At 65.2% G+C, this 20,693-nt stretch carries 20 protein-coding genes; 9 read left to right on the top strand and 11 right to left on the bottom strand.

What is annotated here, in order from left to right; genetic code table 11:
- Positions 1 to 132 precede the first annotated feature (132 nt).
- Together glk and ACOYR4_RS04450 are read left to right on the top strand one after the other, a co-directional pair.
- Complete coding sequence (gene glk, locus ACOYR4_RS04445; RefSeq protein WP_422848768.1) at positions 133 to 1,110, top strand: glucokinase; 978 nt, start codon at positions 133 to 135, stop codon at positions 1,108 to 1,110.
- Positions 1,107 to 1,535 (top strand): VOC family protein, encoded by a 429-nt coding sequence (locus ACOYR4_RS04450; protein WP_422848769.1) that lies wholly within the window; start codon positions 1,107 to 1,109, stop codon positions 1,533 to 1,535. Before glk ends, ACOYR4_RS04450 begins: the two co-directional genes overlap by 4 nt.
- A gap of 86 nt (positions 1,536 to 1,621) precedes the next feature.
- On the opposite strand, the gene ACOYR4_RS04455 is transcribed toward ACOYR4_RS04450, so the two are convergent.
- From ACOYR4_RS04455 to ACOYR4_RS04480, 6 genes are all read right to left on the bottom strand, one after another.
- A complete protein-coding gene (locus tag ACOYR4_RS04455) occupies positions 1,622 to 2,626 on the bottom strand; it encodes a transketolase family protein (RefSeq protein ID WP_422848770.1) in 1,005 nt (334 codons plus the stop codon).
- Positions 2,623 to 3,477 (bottom strand): transketolase, encoded by an 855-nt coding sequence (locus ACOYR4_RS04460; protein WP_422848771.1) that lies wholly within the window; start codon positions 3,475 to 3,477, stop codon positions 2,623 to 2,625. The genes ACOYR4_RS04455 and ACOYR4_RS04460 overlap by 4 nt, the downstream gene beginning before the upstream one ends.
- 37 nt (positions 3,478 to 3,514) lie before the next feature.
- The gene (locus ACOYR4_RS04465; RefSeq protein ID WP_056058450.1) at positions 3,515 to 4,774 is read right to left on the bottom strand and encodes a TRAP transporter large permease; all 1,260 of its coding nucleotides are present in this window, start codon (positions 4,772 to 4,774) and stop codon (positions 3,515 to 3,517) included.
- A gap of 29 nt (positions 4,775 to 4,803) precedes the next feature.
- Entirely contained in the window at positions 4,804 to 5,319 is a 516-nt protein-coding gene (locus ACOYR4_RS04470) for a TRAP transporter small permease (protein WP_110959784.1), read from the bottom strand.
- Between the two features lie 83 nt (positions 5,320 to 5,402).
- Positions 5,403 to 6,389 (bottom strand): TRAP transporter substrate-binding protein, encoded by a 987-nt coding sequence (locus ACOYR4_RS04475; RefSeq protein WP_422848772.1) that lies wholly within the window; start codon positions 6,387 to 6,389, stop codon positions 5,403 to 5,405.
- A gap of 44 nt (positions 6,390 to 6,433) precedes the next feature.
- Positions 6,434 to 7,183 (bottom strand): SDR family NAD(P)-dependent oxidoreductase, encoded by a 750-nt coding sequence (locus ACOYR4_RS04480; protein WP_422848773.1) that lies wholly within the window; start codon positions 7,181 to 7,183, stop codon positions 6,434 to 6,436.
- A 177-nt stretch (positions 7,184 to 7,360) separates the two neighbouring features.
- On the opposite strand from ACOYR4_RS04480, the gene ACOYR4_RS04485 reads away from it, so the two are divergent.
- The gene (locus ACOYR4_RS04485; protein ID WP_056058464.1) at positions 7,361 to 8,245 is read left to right on the top strand and encodes a LysR substrate-binding domain-containing protein; all 885 of its coding nucleotides are present in this window, start codon (positions 7,361 to 7,363) and stop codon (positions 8,243 to 8,245) included.
- A gap of 59 nt (positions 8,246 to 8,304) precedes the next feature.
- On the opposite strand, the gene zwf is transcribed toward ACOYR4_RS04485, so the two are convergent.
- Positions 8,305 to 9,759, bottom strand: a complete 1,455-nt coding sequence (gene zwf / locus ACOYR4_RS04490) for a glucose-6-phosphate dehydrogenase (protein ID WP_422848774.1) — start codon at positions 9,757 to 9,759, stop codon at positions 8,305 to 8,307.
- Positions 9,760 to 9,933: 174 nt separating this feature from the next.
- Between zwf and pgi the strand changes: the two genes are divergently transcribed.
- The 3 genes from pgi to ACOYR4_RS04505 all read left to right on the top strand — a co-directional run bounded on the left by pgi (position 9,934) and on the right by ACOYR4_RS04505 (position 13,335).
- On the top strand, positions 9,934 to 11,502 hold the full coding sequence (gene pgi / locus ACOYR4_RS04495; protein ID WP_422848775.1) for a glucose-6-phosphate isomerase: 1,569 nt from the start codon (positions 9,934 to 9,936) through the stop codon (positions 11,500 to 11,502).
- A 112-nt stretch (positions 11,503 to 11,614) separates the two neighbouring features.
- Positions 11,615 to 12,847 carry an AGE family epimerase/isomerase gene (locus ACOYR4_RS04500; protein ID WP_422848776.1) on the top strand — a complete coding sequence of 411 codons (1,233 nt, stop codon included), beginning with the start codon at positions 11,615 to 11,617 and terminating at the stop codon, positions 12,845 to 12,847.
- 47 nt (positions 12,848 to 12,894) lie between these two features.
- Positions 12,895 to 13,335 (top strand): GFA family protein, encoded by a 441-nt coding sequence (locus tag ACOYR4_RS04505; RefSeq protein WP_422848777.1) that lies wholly within the window; start codon positions 12,895 to 12,897, stop codon positions 13,333 to 13,335.
- Positions 13,336 to 13,389: 54 nt separating this feature from the next.
- On the opposite strand, the gene ACOYR4_RS04510 is transcribed toward ACOYR4_RS04505, so the two are convergent.
- Positions 13,390 to 14,322 (bottom strand): SMP-30/gluconolactonase/LRE family protein, encoded by a 933-nt coding sequence (locus ACOYR4_RS04510; RefSeq protein ID WP_422848778.1) that lies wholly within the window; start codon positions 14,320 to 14,322, stop codon positions 13,390 to 13,392.
- Positions 14,323 to 14,421: 99 nt separating this feature from the next.
- Here ACOYR4_RS04510 and edd point away from each other — a divergent pair, with 99 nt between their 5' ends.
- The 3 genes from edd (at position 14,422) to ACOYR4_RS04525 (ending at position 17,367) form a co-directional block, all read left to right on the top strand.
- The gene (edd, locus tag ACOYR4_RS04515) at positions 14,422 to 16,191 is read left to right on the top strand and encodes a phosphogluconate dehydratase (RefSeq protein ID WP_422848779.1); all 1,770 of its coding nucleotides are present in this window, start codon (positions 14,422 to 14,424) and stop codon (positions 16,189 to 16,191) included.
- Positions 16,182 to 16,838, top strand: a complete 657-nt coding sequence (gene eda / locus ACOYR4_RS04520; RefSeq protein ID WP_422848780.1) for a bifunctional 4-hydroxy-2-oxoglutarate aldolase/2-dehydro-3-deoxy-phosphogluconate aldolase — start codon at positions 16,182 to 16,184, stop codon at positions 16,836 to 16,838. The genes edd and eda overlap by 10 nt, the downstream gene beginning before the upstream one ends.
- A gap of 229 nt (positions 16,839 to 17,067) precedes the next feature.
- Positions 17,068 to 17,367: a DUF805 domain-containing protein gene (locus ACOYR4_RS04525; RefSeq protein ID WP_309826537.1), complete on the top strand. Its 300-nt coding sequence runs from the start codon at positions 17,068 to 17,070 to the stop codon at positions 17,365 to 17,367.
- Positions 17,368 to 17,491: 124 nt separating this feature from the next.
- Here ACOYR4_RS04525 and groL read toward each other — a convergent pair whose 3' ends face one another.
- The 3 genes from groL to argC all read right to left on the bottom strand — a co-directional run bounded on the left by groL (position 17,492) and on the right by argC (position 20,664).
- A complete protein-coding gene (gene groL / locus ACOYR4_RS04530) occupies positions 17,492 to 19,138 on the bottom strand; it encodes a chaperonin GroEL (RefSeq protein WP_015012624.1) in 1,647 nt (548 codons plus the stop codon).
- Positions 19,139 to 19,234: 96 nt separating this feature from the next.
- On the bottom strand, positions 19,235 to 19,525 hold the full coding sequence (locus ACOYR4_RS04535) for a co-chaperone GroES (protein WP_015012625.1): 291 nt from the start codon (positions 19,523 to 19,525) through the stop codon (positions 19,235 to 19,237).
- 203 nt (positions 19,526 to 19,728) lie between these two features.
- On the bottom strand, positions 19,729 to 20,664 hold the full coding sequence (argC, locus tag ACOYR4_RS04540) for an N-acetyl-gamma-glutamyl-phosphate reductase (protein ID WP_422848781.1): 936 nt from the start codon (positions 20,662 to 20,664) through the stop codon (positions 19,729 to 19,731).
- Positions 20,665 to 20,693 lie beyond the last annotated feature (29 nt).

Below are 20,693 nucleotides of genomic sequence, written 5' to 3' on the forward strand. Positions count from 1 at the left end.
GCCCTGGGCGCGATGCCATCGATTTCATTTCGTGCAGCTATTTGCGGGACAGCACACTGGTTGCTATTGAAACAATAGCTGCTAGCGCATGTCCTACTAGCGCTGGCAGCTGTTTTTGCTTAAAAACACCACATGACACCCCTGCGCCTGCTGGCCGACATCGGCGGCACCAACATTCGCCTGGCCTGGCAAGACCAGCCCGATGGCCCCCTGCACGACACCCGTGTGTTGTCCTGTGCTCAGTTCCCCACGGTGGATGCTGCCCTGTCGGCCTACCTGGCCGAGGTGAACATCGCCACGCCCCGCGAGGCGGCGTTTGGCATCGCCAACCCGGTCACGGGCGACGCCATCCGCATGACCAACCACAGCTGGAGCTTCTCGCAGCGCGCCGTGCGCGAGGCGTTTGGTTTTGAGCGGCTGGTGGTCATCAACGACTTCACTGCACTCGCACTGGCGCTGCCCCTGCTCACGCCCGAGCAGCTGCGCCCCGTCGGCGGTGGCGAGGCCGTGCCGGGAGCCGCGATTGCGCTGCTGGGCCCGGGCACGGGCCTGGGCGTGTCGGGCCTGGTGTTTCCGCCCGGCTCCAGCCTGGGGATGCCGCTGTCGGGCGAGGGCGGCCATGTCACGCTGGCCGCGCAGACCCAGCGCGAATTCGATGTGCTGGGCATCCTGCAAGAGCGCTACGGCCACGTGTCGGCCGAACGCGCCGTGTGTGGCGCCGGGCTGGTGGACCTGTACCACGCGCTGCGCCGGCTGGCCCAGCGCGGCGGCAAGGAAGTCAGCTCCGCCGCGCAGGTGACCGAGCTGGCCCTGCAAGCCAACGACCCGCTGGCGCTGGAGGCGCTGGAGCTGTTCTGCGGCTTTCTGGGCAGCGTGGCGGGCAATCTTGCGCTCACGCTCGGCGCGCGCGGCGGCGTGTTCATCGGCGGCGGCATGGTGCCGCGCCTGGGCACGTGGTTTGACCAGTCGCCGTTCCGTGCGCGGTTTGAATCCAAGGGGCGGTTCCAGTCTTACCTGGCGACGATTCCCTGCTGGGTGATTGACCCCAGCGCCACACCCGCGCTGTTTGGCGCATCGCGTGCGCTGGACATTGCGGGCTCGGATGCATGAGCAGCAACAGCGCACCACCGCCCATGCTCCGGCCCACCGGCGTGCACCATGTGGCCGTCATTGCCAGCGACTATGCGCGCTCCCGCCGCTTCTACACCGAGGTGCTGGGCCTGCAGGTGGTGCACGAGCACTACCGCGCCGAGCGGCAGTCGTACAAGCTGGACCTGCAACTGCCCGATGGCACGCAGGTGGAGCTGTTTTCTTTTCCCAATCCCCCGTCTCGCCCGTCTTACCCCGAGGCCTGCGGTCTGCGCCACCTGGCCCTGCGCGTGGCCGACATGCGGGCCAGCGTGGCCGCCTTGGCCGCCCATGGCGTGGCGGTGGAGCCGGTGCGGGTGGACCCGTTCACGGGCGCACTGTTCACCTTTTTTGCCGACCCGGATGGGTTGCCGATTGAGCTGGTGGAAGAGGGCAGGGCGCGGTAACCTGCACATCGCTGCAACGCCACAGCAACACGGAGTGGCCATTGCGCTGGCGCAGAGAGCGCGGACCTGCCCCCCTCGGTACGCCCCTATGTCAACCACGCCTTGACGCGCACCGACAACGCATCGGTGCTGATGCCGTAGCGGTCGTGCAGTGTGGGCAAAGCCCCCGCATCCAGGTAGGCATCGGGCAGCCCCGCCAGGCGGAAGCGCGCGGGCTGGATGCCGTTTTGCAGCAGTGCGCTGGCCACGGCCTCGCCCAGGCCGCCGACCACCGAGTGGTTCTCCGCCACCACCACCAGGCGCGGCTTGCGCTGCACCTCGGCCAGGATCGTTGCTACATCGAGTGGCTTGATGGTGGGGCAATGCAGCACGCTCACGCCGATGCGGTCGGCCTGCAGCGCCTGGGCCACCTCCAGCGCGCGCATGGTCATGAAGCCGCTGGAGATGATGAGCACCTCGTCGCCATCCACCAGGCGCTTGGCCTTGCCCAGCTCGAACTGGTAGTCGTACTCGTCCAGCACCAGCGGCACGTTGCCGCGCAGCAGGCGCATGTAGACGGGGCCGTTGTGTGCCGCCATCTGCGGCACGGCCTGTTCGATGTCGAGCGCATCGCAGGGGTCGATGATGGTCAGGCCGGGGATGCCGCGCATCATGGCCAGGTCTTCGGTGGCCTGGTGGCTGGGGCCATAGCCGGTGGTCAGGCCGGGCAGCGCGCAGCACATCTTCACGTTCAGGTTTTCTTCGGCGATCACCTGGTGGATGAAGTCGTAAGCACGGCGTGTACCGAACACGGCGTAGGTGGTGGCAAAAGGAATCAGGCCTTCCTTGGCCATCCCGCCCGCCGCGCCCATCAGCAGCTGTTCGGCCATGCCCATCTGGTAGAAGCGCTCGGGGTAGGCCTGCGCAAACAAGTGCAGGTCGGTGTACTTGGCCAGGTCGGCGGTCATGCCCACGATCTCGGGGCGGGTGGCGGCCAGTTCGACCAGGGCCTTGCCAAACGGTGCGGCCTTGACGCGCTGCCCTTCGCCCGCGATGGAGGCGATCATGGCGGAGGTGGTCAGGCGCGGTTTTTTCTCGGCAACGGTGTTCATGCGGCGGCTCCTTCGGGGGCGTTCTGGTCGAGGATGGCGAGGGCCTGCCGCCACTCGGGCGGATCGACGCGGATGAAGTGGTTCTTGTCGCGCGTCTCCAGGAAGGGCACGCCCTTGCCCATCAGCGTGTTGAACAGGATCACGCGCGGCTTGGGCTCTTTGAGGTTGCGCGCGGTATCAAAGGCCGCCAGCACGGCAGCCAGGTCATTGCCATCAACACGCTGCACATGCCAGCCAAAGGCCAGCCACTTGTCGGCCAGCGGCTCGAAGCCCAGCACCTGGCTGCTGGGGCCGTCGGCCTGCTGGTTGTTGATGTCCACCAGGCAGATCAGGTTGTCGAGCTGGTGGTGGGCGGCTGACATCGCGGCCTCCCAGGTCGAGCCTTCGTCCAGCTCGCCGTCGCTCATGGAGTTGTAGACGAAGGCAGGGTTCTTCTTCTGCTTCAGGCCCAGTGCCATGCCCACACCGATCACCAGGCCCTGGCCCAGCGAGCCGCCCGAGATTTCCATGCCCGGTGTGTACGTGGCCATACCGCTCATGGGCAGGCGGCTGTCGTCGCTGCCGTAGGTTTCCAGCTCCTCCTGCGGAATCACGCCGGCTTCGATCAGCGCTGCGTAGTGGGCGATGGCGTAGTGGCCGTGCGAGAGCAGAAAGCGGTCACGGCCCTCCCAGGTGGGGTCTTGGGGTTGCAGGTTCAGTGCGTGGCCGTAGGCCACGGCCAGCACGTCGGCCCAGCCCAGGGCCTGGCCGATGTAGCCCTGGCCCTGAACCTCACCCATGCGAACGGCGTAGCGGCGGATGCGATGGGCGCACCGGGCCAGCGCCTGCAGTTTGTCTGCGGCGGAAGTCATGGAGTTCTCCTGTGTGAAAGCGGGGGAAGAAAAGCGGTCAGCGAAGGATCGAAGCCGGCACGTAAGACACCAGCGCCAGCACTAGGAAGGCCACGAAGTAAAACGGCCCCAGCTCGCGCACCGTCTGGCCCACCTTGACCTTGGCCAGCGCGCTGGTGATGAACAGCGTGGTGCCCACGGGCGGGGTGTAGAGGCCCACAGCCAGGTTCACCACCATCATGATTCCCAGCTGCACCGGGTCCATGCCGATGCTTTCGGCCAGGGGCAGGAACACCGGGGTCAGCAGCAACACGGCGGCGGGCAGGTCGATGAACATGCCGATGAACAGCATCAGCAGGTTCATGATCAGGATCACGATCCAGCCCTGGCTCACGTTCTGCTGGATCCAGTGGGCCACTCCCGTGGGCATCTGGTCATAGGTCAGCAGCCAGCCGATGGCGGCAGAGGCCATGATCACCAGCAGCACCACGCCGGTCGCCAGGCCCGCATGCACCACGGCATCGTTCAGGCGCTTGAGCGACAGGTCGCGGTACACCACCACCGACACCGCAGCAGCGTACAGCGTGGACAACACGGCCACCTCGGTGGGTGTGGCAATGCCAAAGCGCAGGAACAACACGATCAGCACCGGCAGCAGCAGCGCGGGTGACGAGTACAGCAGGTGCACGCGGAATTCACTCCAGTTGATGGGCGTGGTGTCGCGTGGGAAGTTGCGGCGCTTGCCAACCCACCAGCACATGAACATGAAGCCCACGCACATCAGGATGCCAGGCAGGATGCCTGCGACAAAAAGTGCCGCGATGGAGGCATTGGCCGTCAGGGCGAACAGAATCATCGGGATCGAGGGCGGGATCAGGATGTCGATGGTGGCCGCTGCAGCCAGCGTGGCGGCAGAAAAAGCGGGTGGATAGCCCAGGCGCTTGTGCCAGGGAATCAGCAGTGAGCCGATGGCCGAGGCATCGGCCACGGCCGAGCCCGACACGCCGCCGAACAGCGTGGACGACAGCACGCCCACCTGCGCGGGTCCGCCGTGAAAGCGGCCGATCAACGTGCTGAGCACGCCCACCAGCGCTGCCCCCAGGCGGCCGCCCATCATGAGCGAGCCGGTGAGCATGAAGAACGGGATCGCGATCAGCGGAAAACTCTGCACCTGCGCCACCATCTGCTGTACCAGCAGATCGAGCGGCACGCGGTCGGAGGTGGCGGCGGCCGCCATGGCCGCGACCAGCAGCGCATGGGCAATGGGCATGGCCAGCACGGCCGCGCCGAGAAAGACAAAAAGAATGAGGGCGCTCATGGTGAGATCCTTGGCAGGGGTGGCGGGGCTTACCAGTGCGCCTCGGGCACGGCGGTCTCGGCATCGGGGGCGCTGGGCACCGGTGGCGTGGCCCACGCGTTCCAGGCCGACTTGAGCGCCAGCAGCGCCAGCATCACCAGCCCACCCATCACGCAGCCATAGGTGAGCGACCCGGGCACCTGCAGGATGGGCGACTTCTCGTCGTGCACGATCTCCAGCATCTGAAAGGTGGCGCGAGCGAGCGTGCCGTACAGCGCTGCCACCACCAGCCAGCTGCCGATGGCCGCCCAGCGGCGCAGCGCGGGCGGTACGGCGTCCATCAGAAAGCTGGTGGTGATGTGGGCACCGTGCGCTGCCGCCAGCACCACGCCAGACATGACCAGCCACGGAAACAGCAGCTCCGGCACCTCATTGGCCCATTGCAGGCTGGTGCCGGTGGCGTAGCGCAACACGGTGTTGGCCACCAGGATGATGAAGATGACGGACGTGCTGATCCACAGCAGCACTCGGCATACGCCGACAACGGCCCATTCGATGAGGTTCATCGGGAGACTCCTTGGGCTGCAGGGCCGGGGCCCGTGCAGCGGCTTCGGGAAAATGAGGACAGGCGCCGCAGCGCCCCGAACGGTCAGCGCGCGGCGGCGATGACTTTCTTGAGGTACGGCCCGATGGGCGTGGTCAGCCACTTGGCGTCCACCGCAGCCGTGGCCTTGGCAAACGCGGCCTTGTCCACCGTGGTCACTTGCACGCCCTTGGCCTTGAGGTCGTCCAGCAGCTTGTCGTCGGCCTCTTGCGACATCTTGCGCTGCAGTGCCGTGGCCTCGGCAGCCGCTTCGGTCACGGCCTTGCGGTCCGCGTCGGACAGGCGGTCCCAGGTGCGCTTGCTCATGAGGAACGGCGTCATCTGGAACATGTGGCTCGTCAGTGCCAGGTGCTTTTGCACTTCGTACAGCTTGCTGGCGTGGATGTTGACCAGCGGGTTCTCCTGCCCATCGACCACGCCCTGCTGCAGCGCCACGTACAGCTCGGCAAACTTGATCTGCTGCGCCTCGGCACCCAGCGCCTGCATGATGTCCACCAGCACTGCGTCAGGCGGGGTGCGCATCTTTAAGCCCTTCATGTCTTCGACCTTGGTGATGGGGCGTTTGCTGTTGGTCATGTGACGGATGCCGTTGTCCCAATAGCCCAGCACCACCATGCCCTTGTCGGCCGACTTCTGTGCCAGCTCCTGGCCCAGCGGGCCGTCCAGCAGCTTGAAGGCCTGCGCGGGGGTCGAGAACATGAACGGCATGCCGTAGGCGGCGTACTCGGGCACGGCCACCGACACGGCGCCTTGCGAGTTCGCCGTCATGTCCAGCGCGCCGGTGCGCACGGCCGTGACCATGGCAGCGTCGTCGCCCAGCTGGGCGGAGGGCGCCACCTGCACCTCGATGCGGCCTGCGGTCTTGGCCTTGAGGGTTTCGGCGAATTTGACAGCGGCCTCGTGGCGAGGATTGCCGGGGGCCGCGCCATGGCCCAGCGTGAGCTTCATGGTCTGTGCCTGGGCGAGCCCGGGCAGTGCCACTGCCAAGGCGGCGGCTGCCAACAAGGTGCGGGTGAAGGTTTTGCGTTGCATGGTTTGTCTCCTGGTTTATGTTTGTTGAGATGTAGTGCAGGCGGTCAGTGGATCAGCATGCCGCCGTTCACATCGAGCGTGATGCCGGTGCAGTAGGTCGACAGCGGGCTGGCCAGGAACACGCAGGCGCCGGCAATGTCATCGGCCCGGCCCAGGCGTGCCAGTGGAATGGTCTCCGCGATCTCGGCCTTCTTCTCTTCGGTCAGCTTGCCCTTGATGATGTCCGTGCCGATCAGTCCGGGTGTGATGCAGTTGACGCGGATGTTCTCGGGGCCGAACTCGCGGGCCATGGCTCGGGCCAGGCCCAGCACGCCCGCCTTGGCGGCCGAGTAGTGGGGCCCGCCCAGAATGCCGCCGCCGCGCTGGGCTGACACCGACGAGATGCAGATGATGGAGCCGCTTTGCTGCGCGCGCAGTGTGGGCAGCACGGCCTGGGACATGTACAGCGTGCCGCGCAGGCTGACGTTAAGAATGCGGTCGTAGTCGGCGCCGGTGATCTCCAGCGTCTTGACGGGCTGGGTGATGCCCGCGTTGTTGACCAGCGTGTCGATACGGCCGAGATGCGCACGCACCTGGGCGGCGGCGGCTTCGCACGATGTCTTGTCGGTCACATCGGCCACCAGGCCCAGGTGGCCCTCGCCCAGCCGCGCGGCGGCGCCTGCAGGGTCGGCGGCTTCGAGGTCGAGGATGGCGACTTTGGCGCCTTGCTCGGCCATCAGGCGGGCGGTGGCAAACCCGAGGCCGTTGAGTCCCGCCCCGCCGGTAATGATGGCAACCTGGTCCTTGAGCAGCATGTGTCTTGTCTCCTGTGGTGTGAAGGTGCAGGAGACTTGCGCGCTGCCCGTGAGGGCGGCTGTCAAAGCGGTGTCTCCTGTTCTGGGAGCCGATTCTCAAAGCCGCTCAAGATGATGACAAGCGATGAATCATCAGCGTAAGATGACATTCCGTCATCTAACGTCAGGGTTCACCCCATGCCCACCTTGCCGCCCATTGCCAATCTGCAGGCCTTTGAGGCCGTGGCACGCCGCCGCAGCTTCGCGCTGGCCGCGGCGGAGCTGAACCTCACGGCCTCGGCCATCAGCCACCAGGTTTCGCGGCTGGAGGCGCAACTGGACATTCGCCTGTTCGAGCGCAGCGCCCATGGGGTGCGCCTGAGCCCTGCGGGCGAGCATTACCTGATGCATGTGGGGGCTGCGCTCAACGCCATTGCCACGGCCACCGACGATTTGCGGCATGGCATCCGCAACAGCCTGTATGTGCACACGGCACCCAGCATCGCCAGCCTGTGGCTCATGCCGCGCCTGCACCGCTTTGCGCAGGCCTACCCGGAGATATCGCTCAACCTCTCAGCCGCCCACACGCCCAGCGATTTCGCGCTCGGCCAGGCCGACATCGACATCCGCTACGGCATTCCGCAATGGGGCGATCTGGTGGTGGAGCCGCTGTTCGAGGAAGCGATCGTGCCGCTCGCCAGTCCGGCCTTCATCAAGGCGCACAAGCTCAAGCGCGCGGAGCAGTTGCTGGACCTGCCGCTGATCCAGAGCAATGTGAGCATCGTGCAGTGGTCGGACTGGTTTGGCCGGTTCACCAAATTGCGGGCGCCCGACCGTTTCTCCCTGCGGTTTGACCGAGCACAGATGTCGCTGGATGCCGCTACACAAGGCCTGGGCGTGGCCCTGGAGAGCGCCGTCAACGCAGGCGGGCACCTGGCCGATGGCCGACTGAAGGCCCCGTTCGGCATGGACCAGGCCGTGCGGGTGAAGGCGCATTTTGCGGTGTACCCCGAGCGGCACGCCAAGCGCCCGGCGGTGGAGGCCTTTTTGTCGTGGCTGCACAGCGAGGCTGCGCAGACCTGAAGAAAACAAGGCCCAGCGACCGGGGCTGCGAATGTCTGCAGCCACCGGTGGCGAGGCTCTCACATCTCCTCGCTCCAGCAATACCCGTCGCGCGCAATCATCGCGCTGGCGGCACGCGGCCCCCAACTGCCGGCGGGGTAGGGGCGTGGGCCTGCCGGGTCGTTCTTCCAGTACTGCAGGATGGGCTCTACCCAGCGCCAGGCTTCTTCCTGCTCGTCGCTGCGCACAAACAGGTTCAGGCGACCCGCAATCACGTCGAGCAGCAAGCGTTCGTAGGCGCCCACGCGCTCGGTGCCAAAGCGCTGGTCAAAGTCCAGGTTCAGGTGCACCTGCGACAGCGCGGGTTCGGTCTGGTGCTGGGCGGCGCCCTGCGCCATCAGGTGCAGTTCCAGCCCGTCCTTGGGTTGCAGGTTGATCACCAGGCGGTTGGCGGCGCCCGCAGGGGTCTTGAAGATGGGGTGGGGCACGGGCCGGAAGTTGATGACGATGTGCGCGTCGCGCCCCGCCAGCCGCTTGCCGGTGCGGATGTAAAACGGCACGCCCGCCCAGCGCCAGTTGCTGATCTCGGTGCGCAGCGCCACAAAGGTCTCGGTGGTGCTGCTGGCGGCCACGCCTTTCTCTTGCGCGTAGCCGGGCACGGGCTGGCCCTGGTGGTTGCCGGCCGCGTACTGCCCACGGATCACGTGCTGGCCGATGGTCTCCAGCGTCCAGGGCTTGAGCGACTGCAGCACCTTGAGCTTTTCGTCGCGGATGGCGTTGGCGCTGGAGTTGATGGGCGGCTCCATGCCGATGGCGCACAGCAGTTGCAAGGCGTGGTTTTGCACCATGTCACGCAGCGCACCGGTCTGGTCGTAGAAGGCACCGCGCGATTCCACGCCCAGCTCTTCGGCAATCGTGATCTGGATGTTGGCGATGGTCTCGCGGCGCCACAGGGGCTCGAACAGCGCGTTGCCAAAGCGCAGCGCAAACAGGTTCTGCACCGACGGCTTGCCCAGGTAATGGTCGATGCGGAAGACCTGTTCTTCCTTGAGCACGCGACGCAGCGTGTCGTTGATGGCCTGGTTGGACTGCAGGTCGTGGCCCAGGGGCTTTTCCAGCACCACGCGGGTGGTGGGGCCGTTCAGGCCCACGGCGGCGATCTGCTCGCACACGTTGGTGAACAGGCTGGGCGCGGTCGCCACGTACATCACCACCGAGTGGGCGCCGCGCGCCTTCAGGGTCTCTGCCAGGCGTTCGTAGTCCTGGGTTTTGGACAGGTCCATGCGCAGGTAATGCAGCAGTGCCGCGAAGCGTGCAAACTCGTCCGGGCTGGGGCGCTTGGCCAGTTCCACGCTGTCGAACCGCGACTGGATCAGGCTGCGGTATTGTTCGTCGCTCAGGTCGTCGCGTGCGACCGCAATGATGCGCCCCCCCTCAGGCAGCGTGCCATGCCGAAAGGCCTGAAACAATGCGGGCATGAGCTTGCGCCAGGCAAGGTCGCCGGTGCCGCCGAACAGGACGAGGTCAAAACTCATGGTGTCTCCGTGATGGGGTGGTTCGTTTTGTTGTGTGGGATTGTAATCACGTTACATGATTTTCCAAAGAATGCTGCCTTGTTACTACTGCGTGTAACTCAAAAGAACCTGCCAATAAGCCATTTGATTGTGTAATCAAGTTACTATCTCCGCGCTTTTCACCCTACCTGTTTGATGACCATGCCTCTCCGTTGCGACCAGTCTGCGCTGTGGCCCCAGTTGGCCGCCCACTACGCCTCCCACGGCCAGCACCTGGACATGCGCCAGGCGTTTGCGCAGGACGCCCAGCGGTTTGCCGCCTTCAGCCAGTCGGCCCCGCATGTGTTTGCCGACCTGTCCAAGAACCTGTGGGACCGCGATACCGAAGCGTTGCTGCTGGACCTGGCCCGCGACTGCGGCCTGGTGCAACACCGCGATGCGATGTTTGCTGGCGAGGCCATCAACACCACCGAAAACCGCGCCGTGCTGCACACGCTGCTGCGCCGCCCTGCAGGCGTGGCCCTGCCCGGTGATGTGCCCGAGACCGCGCAGCGCCTGGCCGATGTGCACCACACGCTTGACGCCATGCTGCAGTACGCCGAGCGGGTGCGCAGCGATGCCGCCATCACCGACGTGGTGAACATCGGCATCGGCGGGTCGGACCTGGGCCCGCACATGGCCGTGCGTGCGCTCGAAGAGTTCCGCATCCCCGGCAAGCGCTTTCACTTTGTCTCCAACGTGGATGGGCACGAGCTGCACCATGTGCTCAAGGGTTTGCGGCCCGAGAGCACGCTGTTCCTCATCGCGTCCAAAACCTTCACCACGGCAGAGACCATGACCAACGCGCGCTCGGCGCTCGCGTGGTTTGCTGCCCAGGGCGGTCGCGATGTGGCCCGCCACTTTGCAGCGCTCACCACCAACATCGAAGCCGCTGGCGCCTTGGGCATTACCACCACCTTCGGTTTCTGGGACTGGGTGGGCGGCCGTTACTCGCTGTGGTCGGCCATTGGCCTGCCCATCGCCATCGCGATTGGTGCGCAGGGCTTCCGCGACTTCCTCGCGGGCGCGCATGCCATGGACGAGCATTTCCGCACCGCGCCGCTGGCGCAGAACTTGCCCGTGCGCCTGGGCCTGCTCGATGTCTGGTACCGCAACTTCCACGGCTTTACCAGCCGCTGCATCGCGCCCTATCACGCGGCGCTGGGCCGGTACTCGGCCTACCTGCAGCAGCTGGAGATGGAAAGCAATGGCAAGCGTGTGGCGCAGGACGGCAGCACGCTGGCGTGCGTGACGTCGCCCGTGCTGTGGGGCGAGCCCGGCACCAACGGCCAGCATGCGTTCTTCCAGATGCTGCACCAGGGCGCCGACGTGCTGCCGCTGGAGATCGTGGCCGTGCGCAAGGCATCACACCCGCTGCCGGGCCACCAGCAAAAGCTGCTGGCCAACGCGCTGGCGCAAACGCAGGCGCTGATGGTGGGCAAGGCCAGCGACGACGGCCACCGGCACTTTCCGGGCAACCGCCCCAGCACCCTGATGCTGCTCGAATCACTCACCCCCACTTCGTTGGGCGCATTGATTGCGCTGCAGGAGCACCGCGTGTTTGTGAGCGGCAGCCTGTGGGGGATCAACAGCTTTGACCAATGGGGCGTGGAGCTGGGCAAGGTGCTGGCCAAGGACATTGAGGCGCGCCTGGAGAGCGGTGATGTGGCCGGACTCGATGGCTCCACGGCGGGCCTGCTGGGCTTGTTGCGCAACGCGGCCTGACTCTCACGGCACTGCACCGTCCTTGGGGTAGCGCTGGCGCGAGACCAGGCGCCCCACCGGCAGAAACTAGCGCGGTTTCTTGCCCATAGCCACAGACCAGGAGACACACGCCATGGCGATCCCGCCCCTGCCAGACTTCCGCTCCGCTGCCTTTTTGCGCCAGCATCTGCGCGACACCATGGCGTTCTACGACCCCGTGGCCACCGACCCGAGCGGCGGGCAGTTCCACTTCTTTCTGGACGACGGCACGGTTTACGACACGCACACCCGCCACCTCGTCAGCGCCACCCGTTTTGTGGTCACGCACGCCATGCTCTACCGCACCACGGGGGAGGCGCGTTATCAGGCGGGCATGCGGCACGCGCTCACGTTCCTGCGCACCGCGTTCCTCGACCCTGCCACGGGCGGCTACGCCTGGCTGATCGACTGGCAGGATGGCCGCACCACCGTGCAAGACGCCACGCGCCACTGCTACGGCATGGCCTTTGTGATGCTGGCCTATGCCCGCGCTTACGAGGCCGGAGTGCCCGAAGCCCGCGCGTGGCTGGCTGAGGCCTTTGATATCGCCGAACAGCATTTCTGGCAACCCGCCGCAGGCCTGTATGCCGACGAGGCCAGCCCCGAGTGGCAGCTGACCAGCTACCGGGGCCAGAACGCCAACATGCACGCCTGCGAGGCCATGATCTCGGCCTTCCGCGCCACGGGCGAGCATCGCTACATCGAGCGTGCGGAGCAACTCGCACAAGGCATCTGCCAGCGGCAGGCCGCGCTGTCCACCGCCGCCCTTGCTCCCGCCGCTGAAGGGTGGTTGTGGGAACACTTCCACGCCGACTGGTCCGTGGACTGGGACTACAACCGCCACGACCGCAGCAACATCTTCCGCCCCTGGGGCTACCAGATCGGCCACCAGACCGAATGGGCCAAACTGCTGCTGCAACTCGATGCTTTGCTACCCGCTGATTGGCACCTGCCCTGTGCACAGCGCCTGTTTGATACCGCCATGGAGCGCGGCTGGGACGCTGAGCACGGCGGCCTGTACTACGGCATGGCGCCCGATGGCAGCATCTGCGACGACGGCAAATACCACTGGGTGCAAGCTGAGAGCCTAGCCGCTGCTGCGGTGCTAGCCGGGTGCACGGGCGACGAGCGTTACTGGCAGTGGTACGACCGCATCTGGGCATACTGCTGGGCGCATTTTGTGGACCACGAACACGGCGCATGGTTTCGCATCCTGCACCGCGACAACCGCAACACCACCCGCGAAAAGAGCAATGCGGGGAAGGTGGATTATCACAACATGGGGGCGTGTTATGACGTGCTGGGAGTGGTGGCAGCGGGGACTTGAGCGCGGAGAATGGCGGCTACTGCCATTTCCAAGGACGAGGTTTGTGTATGAGCGAAATCGCCACAGAAAGTCGGCCCATGTACCAAGCGGCCTGTCATTGCGGTGCAGTTCGGTTTGAGATACAGCTCGCAGACGGCTTGCGCAGTGCCCGTAGATGCAACTGCTCCTACTGCCGCATGCGTGGCGCGGTGGCTGTTTCTGCCAACTTGAGCGATATGAAGGTATTGCAAGGCGCGGATGTACTGACCCTGTACCAGTTCAACACGCGTGAGGCCAAACACTACTTTTGTTCCCGCTGCGGCATCTACACGTTTCATCAACGCCGGTCCTCTCCTCATCAATACGGGATCAATGTCGCCTGTATTGAAGGAATGAGCCCTTTCGACTTCGAAGAGGTGCCCGTCAGCGAAGGGCGGATGCATCCCAAGGATGCTGGTGGACGCAGCGGAACGATTGCTGGCTGGCTGCGATACACGGCCAATCAGTAAGCCGGGAAAACGGGCCTGCAAGCATTGCCGCTGGGCACGCTGGATCGCTCCTTCTTATGCACATTGGAATGCGTTGACTGGCAGTCCTGCCACCTCCATCCGCACGCTGAACAGCGACCCCGCCGGAATCGCCGCCTGCTGCTCTTCTACAGGCCTCCCCGCCCGCGCCGACGTAATGAACAATGTCCGCAAATGCTCCCCCCCAAAACACACCATGGTCGGGCACTGCACCGGCACCGCAATGCGCTGCAGCACCTCACCCGCTGGCGAGAGTTGCAACACGCATGCCCCCTCATACATAGCGACCCAGTAATTCCCCTCCACATCCACCGCCGCGCCATCGGGTCGGCCGTCGTAGGGTCGGCCGTCCACCTTGCGGTCGAACTGCACCCAGGGGCGGCGGTTGGTGATCTCGCCGGTAGACACATCAAAGTCGAACTGGTCAACGCGGTGTTCGGGTGTGTTGGACCAGTACATCGTGCAGTTGTCGGGGCTGAAGGCCAGGCCGTTGGCGGTGAAGTTGTCGCCTGCCATCTGGCGCACGCTGTAGCCGGTGGCGCTGCTGGCATCGGCCTGCAGGCGCCACAGCGCGGCATTCGGTGCTGTGCGGGGTGTGATGACCGAGCCCGCCCAGAAGCGGCCTGCGGTATCGCAGCGGCCGTCGTTCAAGCGCAGGACCGCGGTGTCGTGCTGCTCCGGCGGCAGCAGGGCCAGGCAGGTGAGGGCGGTGGGGTCTGCGCTGTCCTTAGCCGTGTCCAGAAGATAGAAACCGTTTCGTAACCCGATTACCAAACGTCCGTCGGGCGCCGGCGCGCAACAGCCGGGCTCGCTGGGCATGCGCCATTGCCGGTGGCGGCCGCTTTCGGGATGCCATGCATGCACCGCTTGTCCCTGAATGTCACACCAGTAAAGGGATTTTTCCGTGGGGTGCCAGAAGGGCGATTCGCCCAGTTCGGATGGCGGCAAGGGCAAGGTTTGCAGGGACATGGGTTGAAGCGGGGTGGTTATCGAGTTACATTCTAGGGCCTCAGATACTGAGCCCCGGCACCATGCATGGGGCCTTGCCACCCACCGATGGAGACTTCCATGCACCCAGTTGTAGCGCGCGTGACCGAGCGCATTGTCCAGCGCAGCGCAGACACCCGCAGCGCCTACCTTGCCGGCGTTGACGCCATGATCGCCCGCAAGCCCGCCCAAGACCGCATGGGCTGCGCCAACCTGGCCCATGCCTACGCGGCGCTGCCGGGTTCTGACAAGTTCAAGGTCACGGTCGAGAAGGCGCCCAACATCGGCATCGTCACGGCCTACAACGACATGCTCTCGGCCCACCAGCCGTACCAAGGCTACCCTGCCATCCTGCGTGACGAAGCCGCCAAGTTGGGCGCCACCGTGCAAGTGGCGGGCGGTGTACCCGCGATGTGCGACGGTGTGACGCAGGGCACGCCCGGCATGGAGCTGTCGCTGTTCTCCCGCGATGCCATTGCCATGGCCACTGCGGTAGCGCTGTCCCATGATGTGTTTGATGGCGCGCTGCTGCTGGGCGTGTGCGACAAGATCGTGCCGGGCTTGCTGATCGGTGCGCTGCACTACGGCCACTTGCCCTGCGTGTTCGTGCCCGCAGGCCCCATGGGCACGGGCCTGTCGAACAAGGACAAATCCAAGGTGCGCGAGCAGTACGCACAAGGTCTGGTGGGGCGTGACGAACTGCTCAAGGCCGAGTCCGCCGCGTACCACAGCCCCGGCACCTGCACCTTTTACGGCACGGCCAACAGCAACCAGATGCTGCTCGAAGCCATGGGCCTGCATGTGCCCGGCGCGGCGTTCGAGTCCCCCGGCACCGAGGCGCGCGAGGCCTTCACCCGCCAGGCGCTGCGCACCTTGCTCGACATCGGCAAGCGCGGATCGCGTTTCACCCCCATCGGCAAGCTGGTGGACGAGCGCTGCATCGTCAACGCCATGGTGGCCTTGCTGGCCACGGGAGGCTCCACCAACCACCTGATCCATTGGGTAGCCATTGCACGCAGCGCGGGCATCCTGATCGACTGGACGGACTTTGACGAGCTCTCGTCCGTGGTGCCCCTGCTGGCCCGCGTGTATCCGAACGGCGATGCCGATGTGAACCAGTTCCAGGCCGCAGGCGGCCCGCCGTGGATCCTGCGCGAGCTGCTGGCGGGCGGCTTCATGCACCCCGATGTATTGAGCGTGAACGCGGGCGGCATTGCCGATGGCGGCAAGAGCGCACCCGCCGTATCGGGCGACACCTCGGTGCTGCGGCCTGTGAGCGAACCCTTCTCGCCCACGGGCGGCCTGCGCCTTCTGCAAGGCCGCCTGGGCCGTGCGGTGATCAAGGTCTCGGCTGTGCCCGAAGACCGCCACGTTGTCCAGGCCCCGGCGCGTGTTTTCGATTCGCAAGAAGCCCTGCTCGCCGCCTTCAGCGCGGGCGAGGTCAACCAGGACATGGTGGCCGTGGTGCGTTTTCAGGGGCCGCAGGCCAACGGCATGCCCGAGCTGCACAAGCTCACGCCCCCGCTGGCGGTGCTGCAGAACCAAGGCTTCCAGGTGGCGCTGGTGACTGACGGTCGCATGAGCGGCGCATCGGGCCGTGTGCCTGCTGCCATCCACGTCACGCCCGAGGCACTGGCCGGTGGTCCGCTGGCCAAGGTGCGCGATGGCGACATCGTGCGGGTGGATGCAGTCGCTGGCACGCTCGATGTGTTGGTGGACGATGCCGAGTGGGCCGCGCGCGCCCCGGCACCCTTCAACGCCCCATCACCCATCGGCTTTGGCCGTGAACTCTTCACCAACTTTCGCCGCCACGCAGGCGGTGCCGAACAAGGAGCCTGCACATGGCTGTAACCCCTGCTTCCACCCCCATGAATCCCCTCGACATCGCCAGCCATGGTCCGGTCATCCCCGTCATCGTGATCGATCGCGTGGAAGACGCTCTGCCCCTGGCCGAGGCATTGCTGGCCGGTGGCGTGAAGGTGCTGGAGGTGACGTTGCGCACCGCTGCGGGTCTGCCTGCCATCGAAGCCATCGCCTGCCATCTGCCCGAGGCCGTGGTGGGTGTGGGCACGGTGCTCAACGCCGATGACGCCCGTCGTGCGAGCGAAGCCGGTGCGCGTTTTGCCGTGAGCCCCGGCTACACCTCGGCCGTGGGCAGCGCCTGCAAGGGCCTGAACCTGCCGCTGCTGCCCGGCGTGGCCACGTCGAGCGAGATCATGGCGGCGCTGGCCGATGGGTTCTCGTTCCTCAAACTGTTCCCGGCCGAGGCCGTGGGTGGCATCCCGCTGCTCAAGTCCTGGGCCAGCCCGTTTGGCCAGGTGAGCTTTTGCCCTACCGGCGGCATCACCAACGCCACCGCTTCCAACTACCTGGCGCTGCCCAATGTGCGCTGCGTGGGGGGCTCGTGGCTCACGCCCACCGACGCGGTGCGTGCGGGCGACTGGGCGCGCATCACGCAACTGGCGCGCGACACCCAGGCGCTGCGCAAGGCGGCCTGAGGGATCGCTAGCGCTGGGTTTGCTGCCGAAAGTGCCCCATGCGCTAGTGCAATAAGCGCTGGTTGCTATAAAAATAATAGCGTCTGACTTCAAAAATCCGTGGCGCTGGCGGCACAGCGTGGCCGCTGTGTGTGTCGAGCCGGCTGGACTTGTCGCAACGCCCCTCTATCATGGCCACGCGGGGATACCCCGTGACCGAGCAACGATTGTTCAAGAGAGGGAGTTCGCTATGGATTTTGTTTCGGCTGTCAAAAGCTGCTTCGCGCAGTACGCCGGGTTTTCGGGCCGTGCGCCACGCTCCGAGTTCTGGTGGTTCGCGCTGTTCCAGCTCGGCGTGCTGGTGATTGCCACCCTGATCAGCCAGGTGCTCTACGGCATCGCTGCCTTGGCCCTGCTGCTGCCCGCGCTGGCGGTGGGCGCACGCCGCTTGCATGACATTGGGCGCTCCGGCTGGTGGCAGCTGCTGTCGCTCACCGGTATTGGTACCCTGGTGCTGATTTACTGGTGGGTGCAGCCCAGCGGGGAGTAAAGCCGCCGCAAGCTGACGCCCCGCGTTGGCGCCCATGAAAAAAGCCCACAGACCGTAAGGCCTGCGGGCTTTTATATTGCGGACTGCGCAGCGAGCACTGGGCTGCTGCGCAGGGGCCGGGCAATTACATGCCCATGCCGCCCATGCCACCCATGCCGCCCATGTCGGGCATGCCAGCAGCAGGTGCGTCGTCCTTTGGAGCCTCAGCCACCATGGCTTCGGTCGTCAGCAGCAGTGATGCCACGGAAGCGGCGTTCTGCAGAGCGGTACGGGTCACCTTCGTGGGGTCCAGGATACCCATTTCGATCATGTCGCCGTAGGTGTCGTTGGCAGCGTTGAAGCCGTAGTTGCCCTTGCCGTTCAGCACGGCGTTCACCACCACCGATGGCTCGCCACCAGCGTTGTAAACGATCTCGCGCAGAGGGGCTTCGATGGCCTTCAGGATCAGCTTCACGCCAGCGTCCTGGTCAGGGTTGTCACCCTTGATCTCGCCAGCCGCTTGGCGTGCGCGCAGCAGGGCCACGCCACCACCGGCCACGATGCCTTCTTCCACCGCAGCGCGAGTAGCGTGCAGGGCGTCTTCCACGCGGGCCTTCTTTTCCTTCATTTCGACTTCGGTCGCAGCGCCGACCTTGATCACTGCCACGCCGCCAGCCAGCTTGGCCACGCGCTCTTGCAGCTTTTCACGGTCGTAGTCGCTGGTCGCTTCTTCGATCTGAATGCGGATTTGCTTCACGCGGGCTTCGATGTCGGCAGCGGCACCAGCACCATCGATGATGATGGTGTTTTCCTTGCCCACTTCGATGCGCTTGGCTTGGCCCAGGTCGGCCAGGGTCACCTTCTCCAGGCTCAGGCCCACTTCTTCAGCGATGACCTTGCCGCCCGTCAGGATGGCGATGTCTTCCAGCATGGCCTTGCGACGGTCGCCGAAGCCAGGAGCCTTGACAGCCACAACCTTCAGGATGCCGCGGATGGTGTTGACCACCAGCGTAGCCAGGGCTTCGCCTTCGACTTCTTCGGCAATGATCAGCAGGGGACGGCCAGCCTTGGCAACTTGCTCCAGCGTGGGCAGCAGGTCGCGGATGTTGCTGATCTTCTTGTCGAACAGCAGCACGAAGGGGTTGTCCAGCAGAGCGGCTTGCTTTTCTGGGTTGTTGATGAAGTAGGGCGACAGGTAGCCGCGGTCAAACTGCATGCCTTCCACGACATCCAGCTCGTTTTGCAGCGACTTGCCGTCTTCCACGGTGATCACGCCTTCCTTGCCGACCTTGTCCATGGCGTCAGCAATGATCTTGCCGATGGATTCGTCGGAGTTGGCGGAGATCGAACCCACTTGGGCGATTTCCTTGGAGGTGGTGGTGGGCTTGGAAGCCTTCTTCAGCTCTTCGGTCAGGGCCAGCACGGCCTTGTCGATACCGCGCTTCAGGTCCATGGGGTTCAGGCCAGCGGCCACGTACTTGGAGCCTTCGCGCACGATGGCTTGGGCCAGCACGGTGGCGGTGGTGGTGCCGTCACCAGCGTTGTCGCTGGTCTTCGAAGCCACTTCCTTCACAAGCTGGGCGCCCATGTTCTGCAGCTTGTCCTTGAGTTCGATTTCCTTGGCCACGGACACACCGTCCTTGGTCACGGTGGGGGCGCCGAACGAGCGCTCCAGCACCACGTTGCGGCCCTTGGGGCCCAGCGTGACCTTGACCGCGTTGGCCAGGATGTTCACGCCTTCAACCATGCGTGCGCGGGCTTCGCCGCCGAAAACTACGTCTTTTGCTGCCATTTTGGAGCTCCTGAAAATTGGGTTCAAATTGGCTGCTAGCGCTTGATCAATCGGCGCGAGCAGCTATGAAAAGATGAGTAACGCAGGGGTGAGGAATTACTTCTCGACCACGGCAAACAGGTCGTCTTCTTTCATGACCAGCAGCTCGTCGCCGTTGACCTTGACGGTCTGGCCCGAGTACTTGCCGAACAGAACGCGGTCGCCGACCTTCACGTTCAGGGCGATCACTTCACCCTTGTCGTTCTTCTTGCCAGGGCCCACGGCCAACACTTCACCTTGATCGGGCTTTTCGGCGGCGTTGTCAGGGATCACGATGCCGGAGGCCGTCGTGGTTTCGCTTTCAATACGCTTGACGATCACGCGATCGTGCAGAGGGCGAAGGTTCATTGCATTGCTCCTGTTTTCAGTAAAAAAAGCTGATGGATTCAATCAGCCCCGGCCATCCGGGGCCACCAAACTGCCAGCAGGGAGCGCAGTGTTAGCACTCGTCTGCGGTGAGTGCTAATGATACGGGCATTTGTGGCCATTTCAAGACACCCCCCCAGAACATTAGGGTGAAGGCTTTGCCTCTCCAGCTCTGCCCGCGTCCGTCAGGCCGCGCCGCTCAGCATCAGATCCAGGTTCTGCACTGCCGCCCCCGAGGCGCCCTTGCCCAGGTTGTCAAACACGGCGGTCAGCAACACCTGGCCGTGGCGGGCGTTGCTGAACACCCCCAGCCGCAACTGGTTGGTGCCGTTCAGGGCCTGTGGGTCCAGGTGTTCGGCTACTTCGGTAGCGGCGGGAGGCATCACCTCGACAAAGGGGGCGTCGGCATAGTGCTGCTGCAGGCAGGCGTGCAGGAGTTCGCCTTGTGTGCCCGGCGCGAGCTGCCGCAGATGCAACCCGACGGTCAGCACGATGCCCTGGCGGAAGGCGCCGTACGAGGGCAAGAAAAACGGGCGCTGCGACAGCCCGGCGTGTTGCGCGATTTCGGGCGTGTGTTTGTGTTCCAGCTGCAGCCCGTAGACCTGGAAGGCGGGCGCATGGGCTGCCTCGGGGCCTTCGTGCGCTTGCACGCGGGCGCGCCCACCCCCGGAGTATCCCGACACTGCATGGATGTTGAGTGCATGGTCGGCAGGCAACAAGCCGGCCTGCACCAGGGGCCGCAGCAGTGCGATAGCGCCTGTGGGGTAACAGCCGGGGTTGCTGACGCGTTGCGCGCTGGCGATGCGCGCGGCCTGCGCCGCATCCATTTCCGGAAAGCCATAGACCCATTGCGCGTCCGTGCGGTGGGCCGAGCTGGCGTCGATCACGCGCACGGCGGGATTGTGGATGGCGGCGACTGCTTCGCGGGCGGCGGCGTCGGGCAGGCACAGGATGGCGATGTCGCAGCTGTTGATGGCGTCGGCGCGGCGGGTGGGGTTCTTGCGGTCGGCTTCGGGCAGTGTCAGCACCTGCAGGTCGGTGCGGCCGTGCAGGCGCTGGTGGATTTGCAGGCCGGTGGTGCCTTGGTCGCCGTCGATAAAAACAAGGGGCTGGTGGGTCATGGTGTGGATTCCTGGCATGGGGGGATGTG

This window comes from Acidovorax sp. M14, from assembly GCF_049331375.1.
GTDB lineage: Bacteria > Pseudomonadota > Gammaproteobacteria > Burkholderiales > Burkholderiaceae_C > Acidovorax.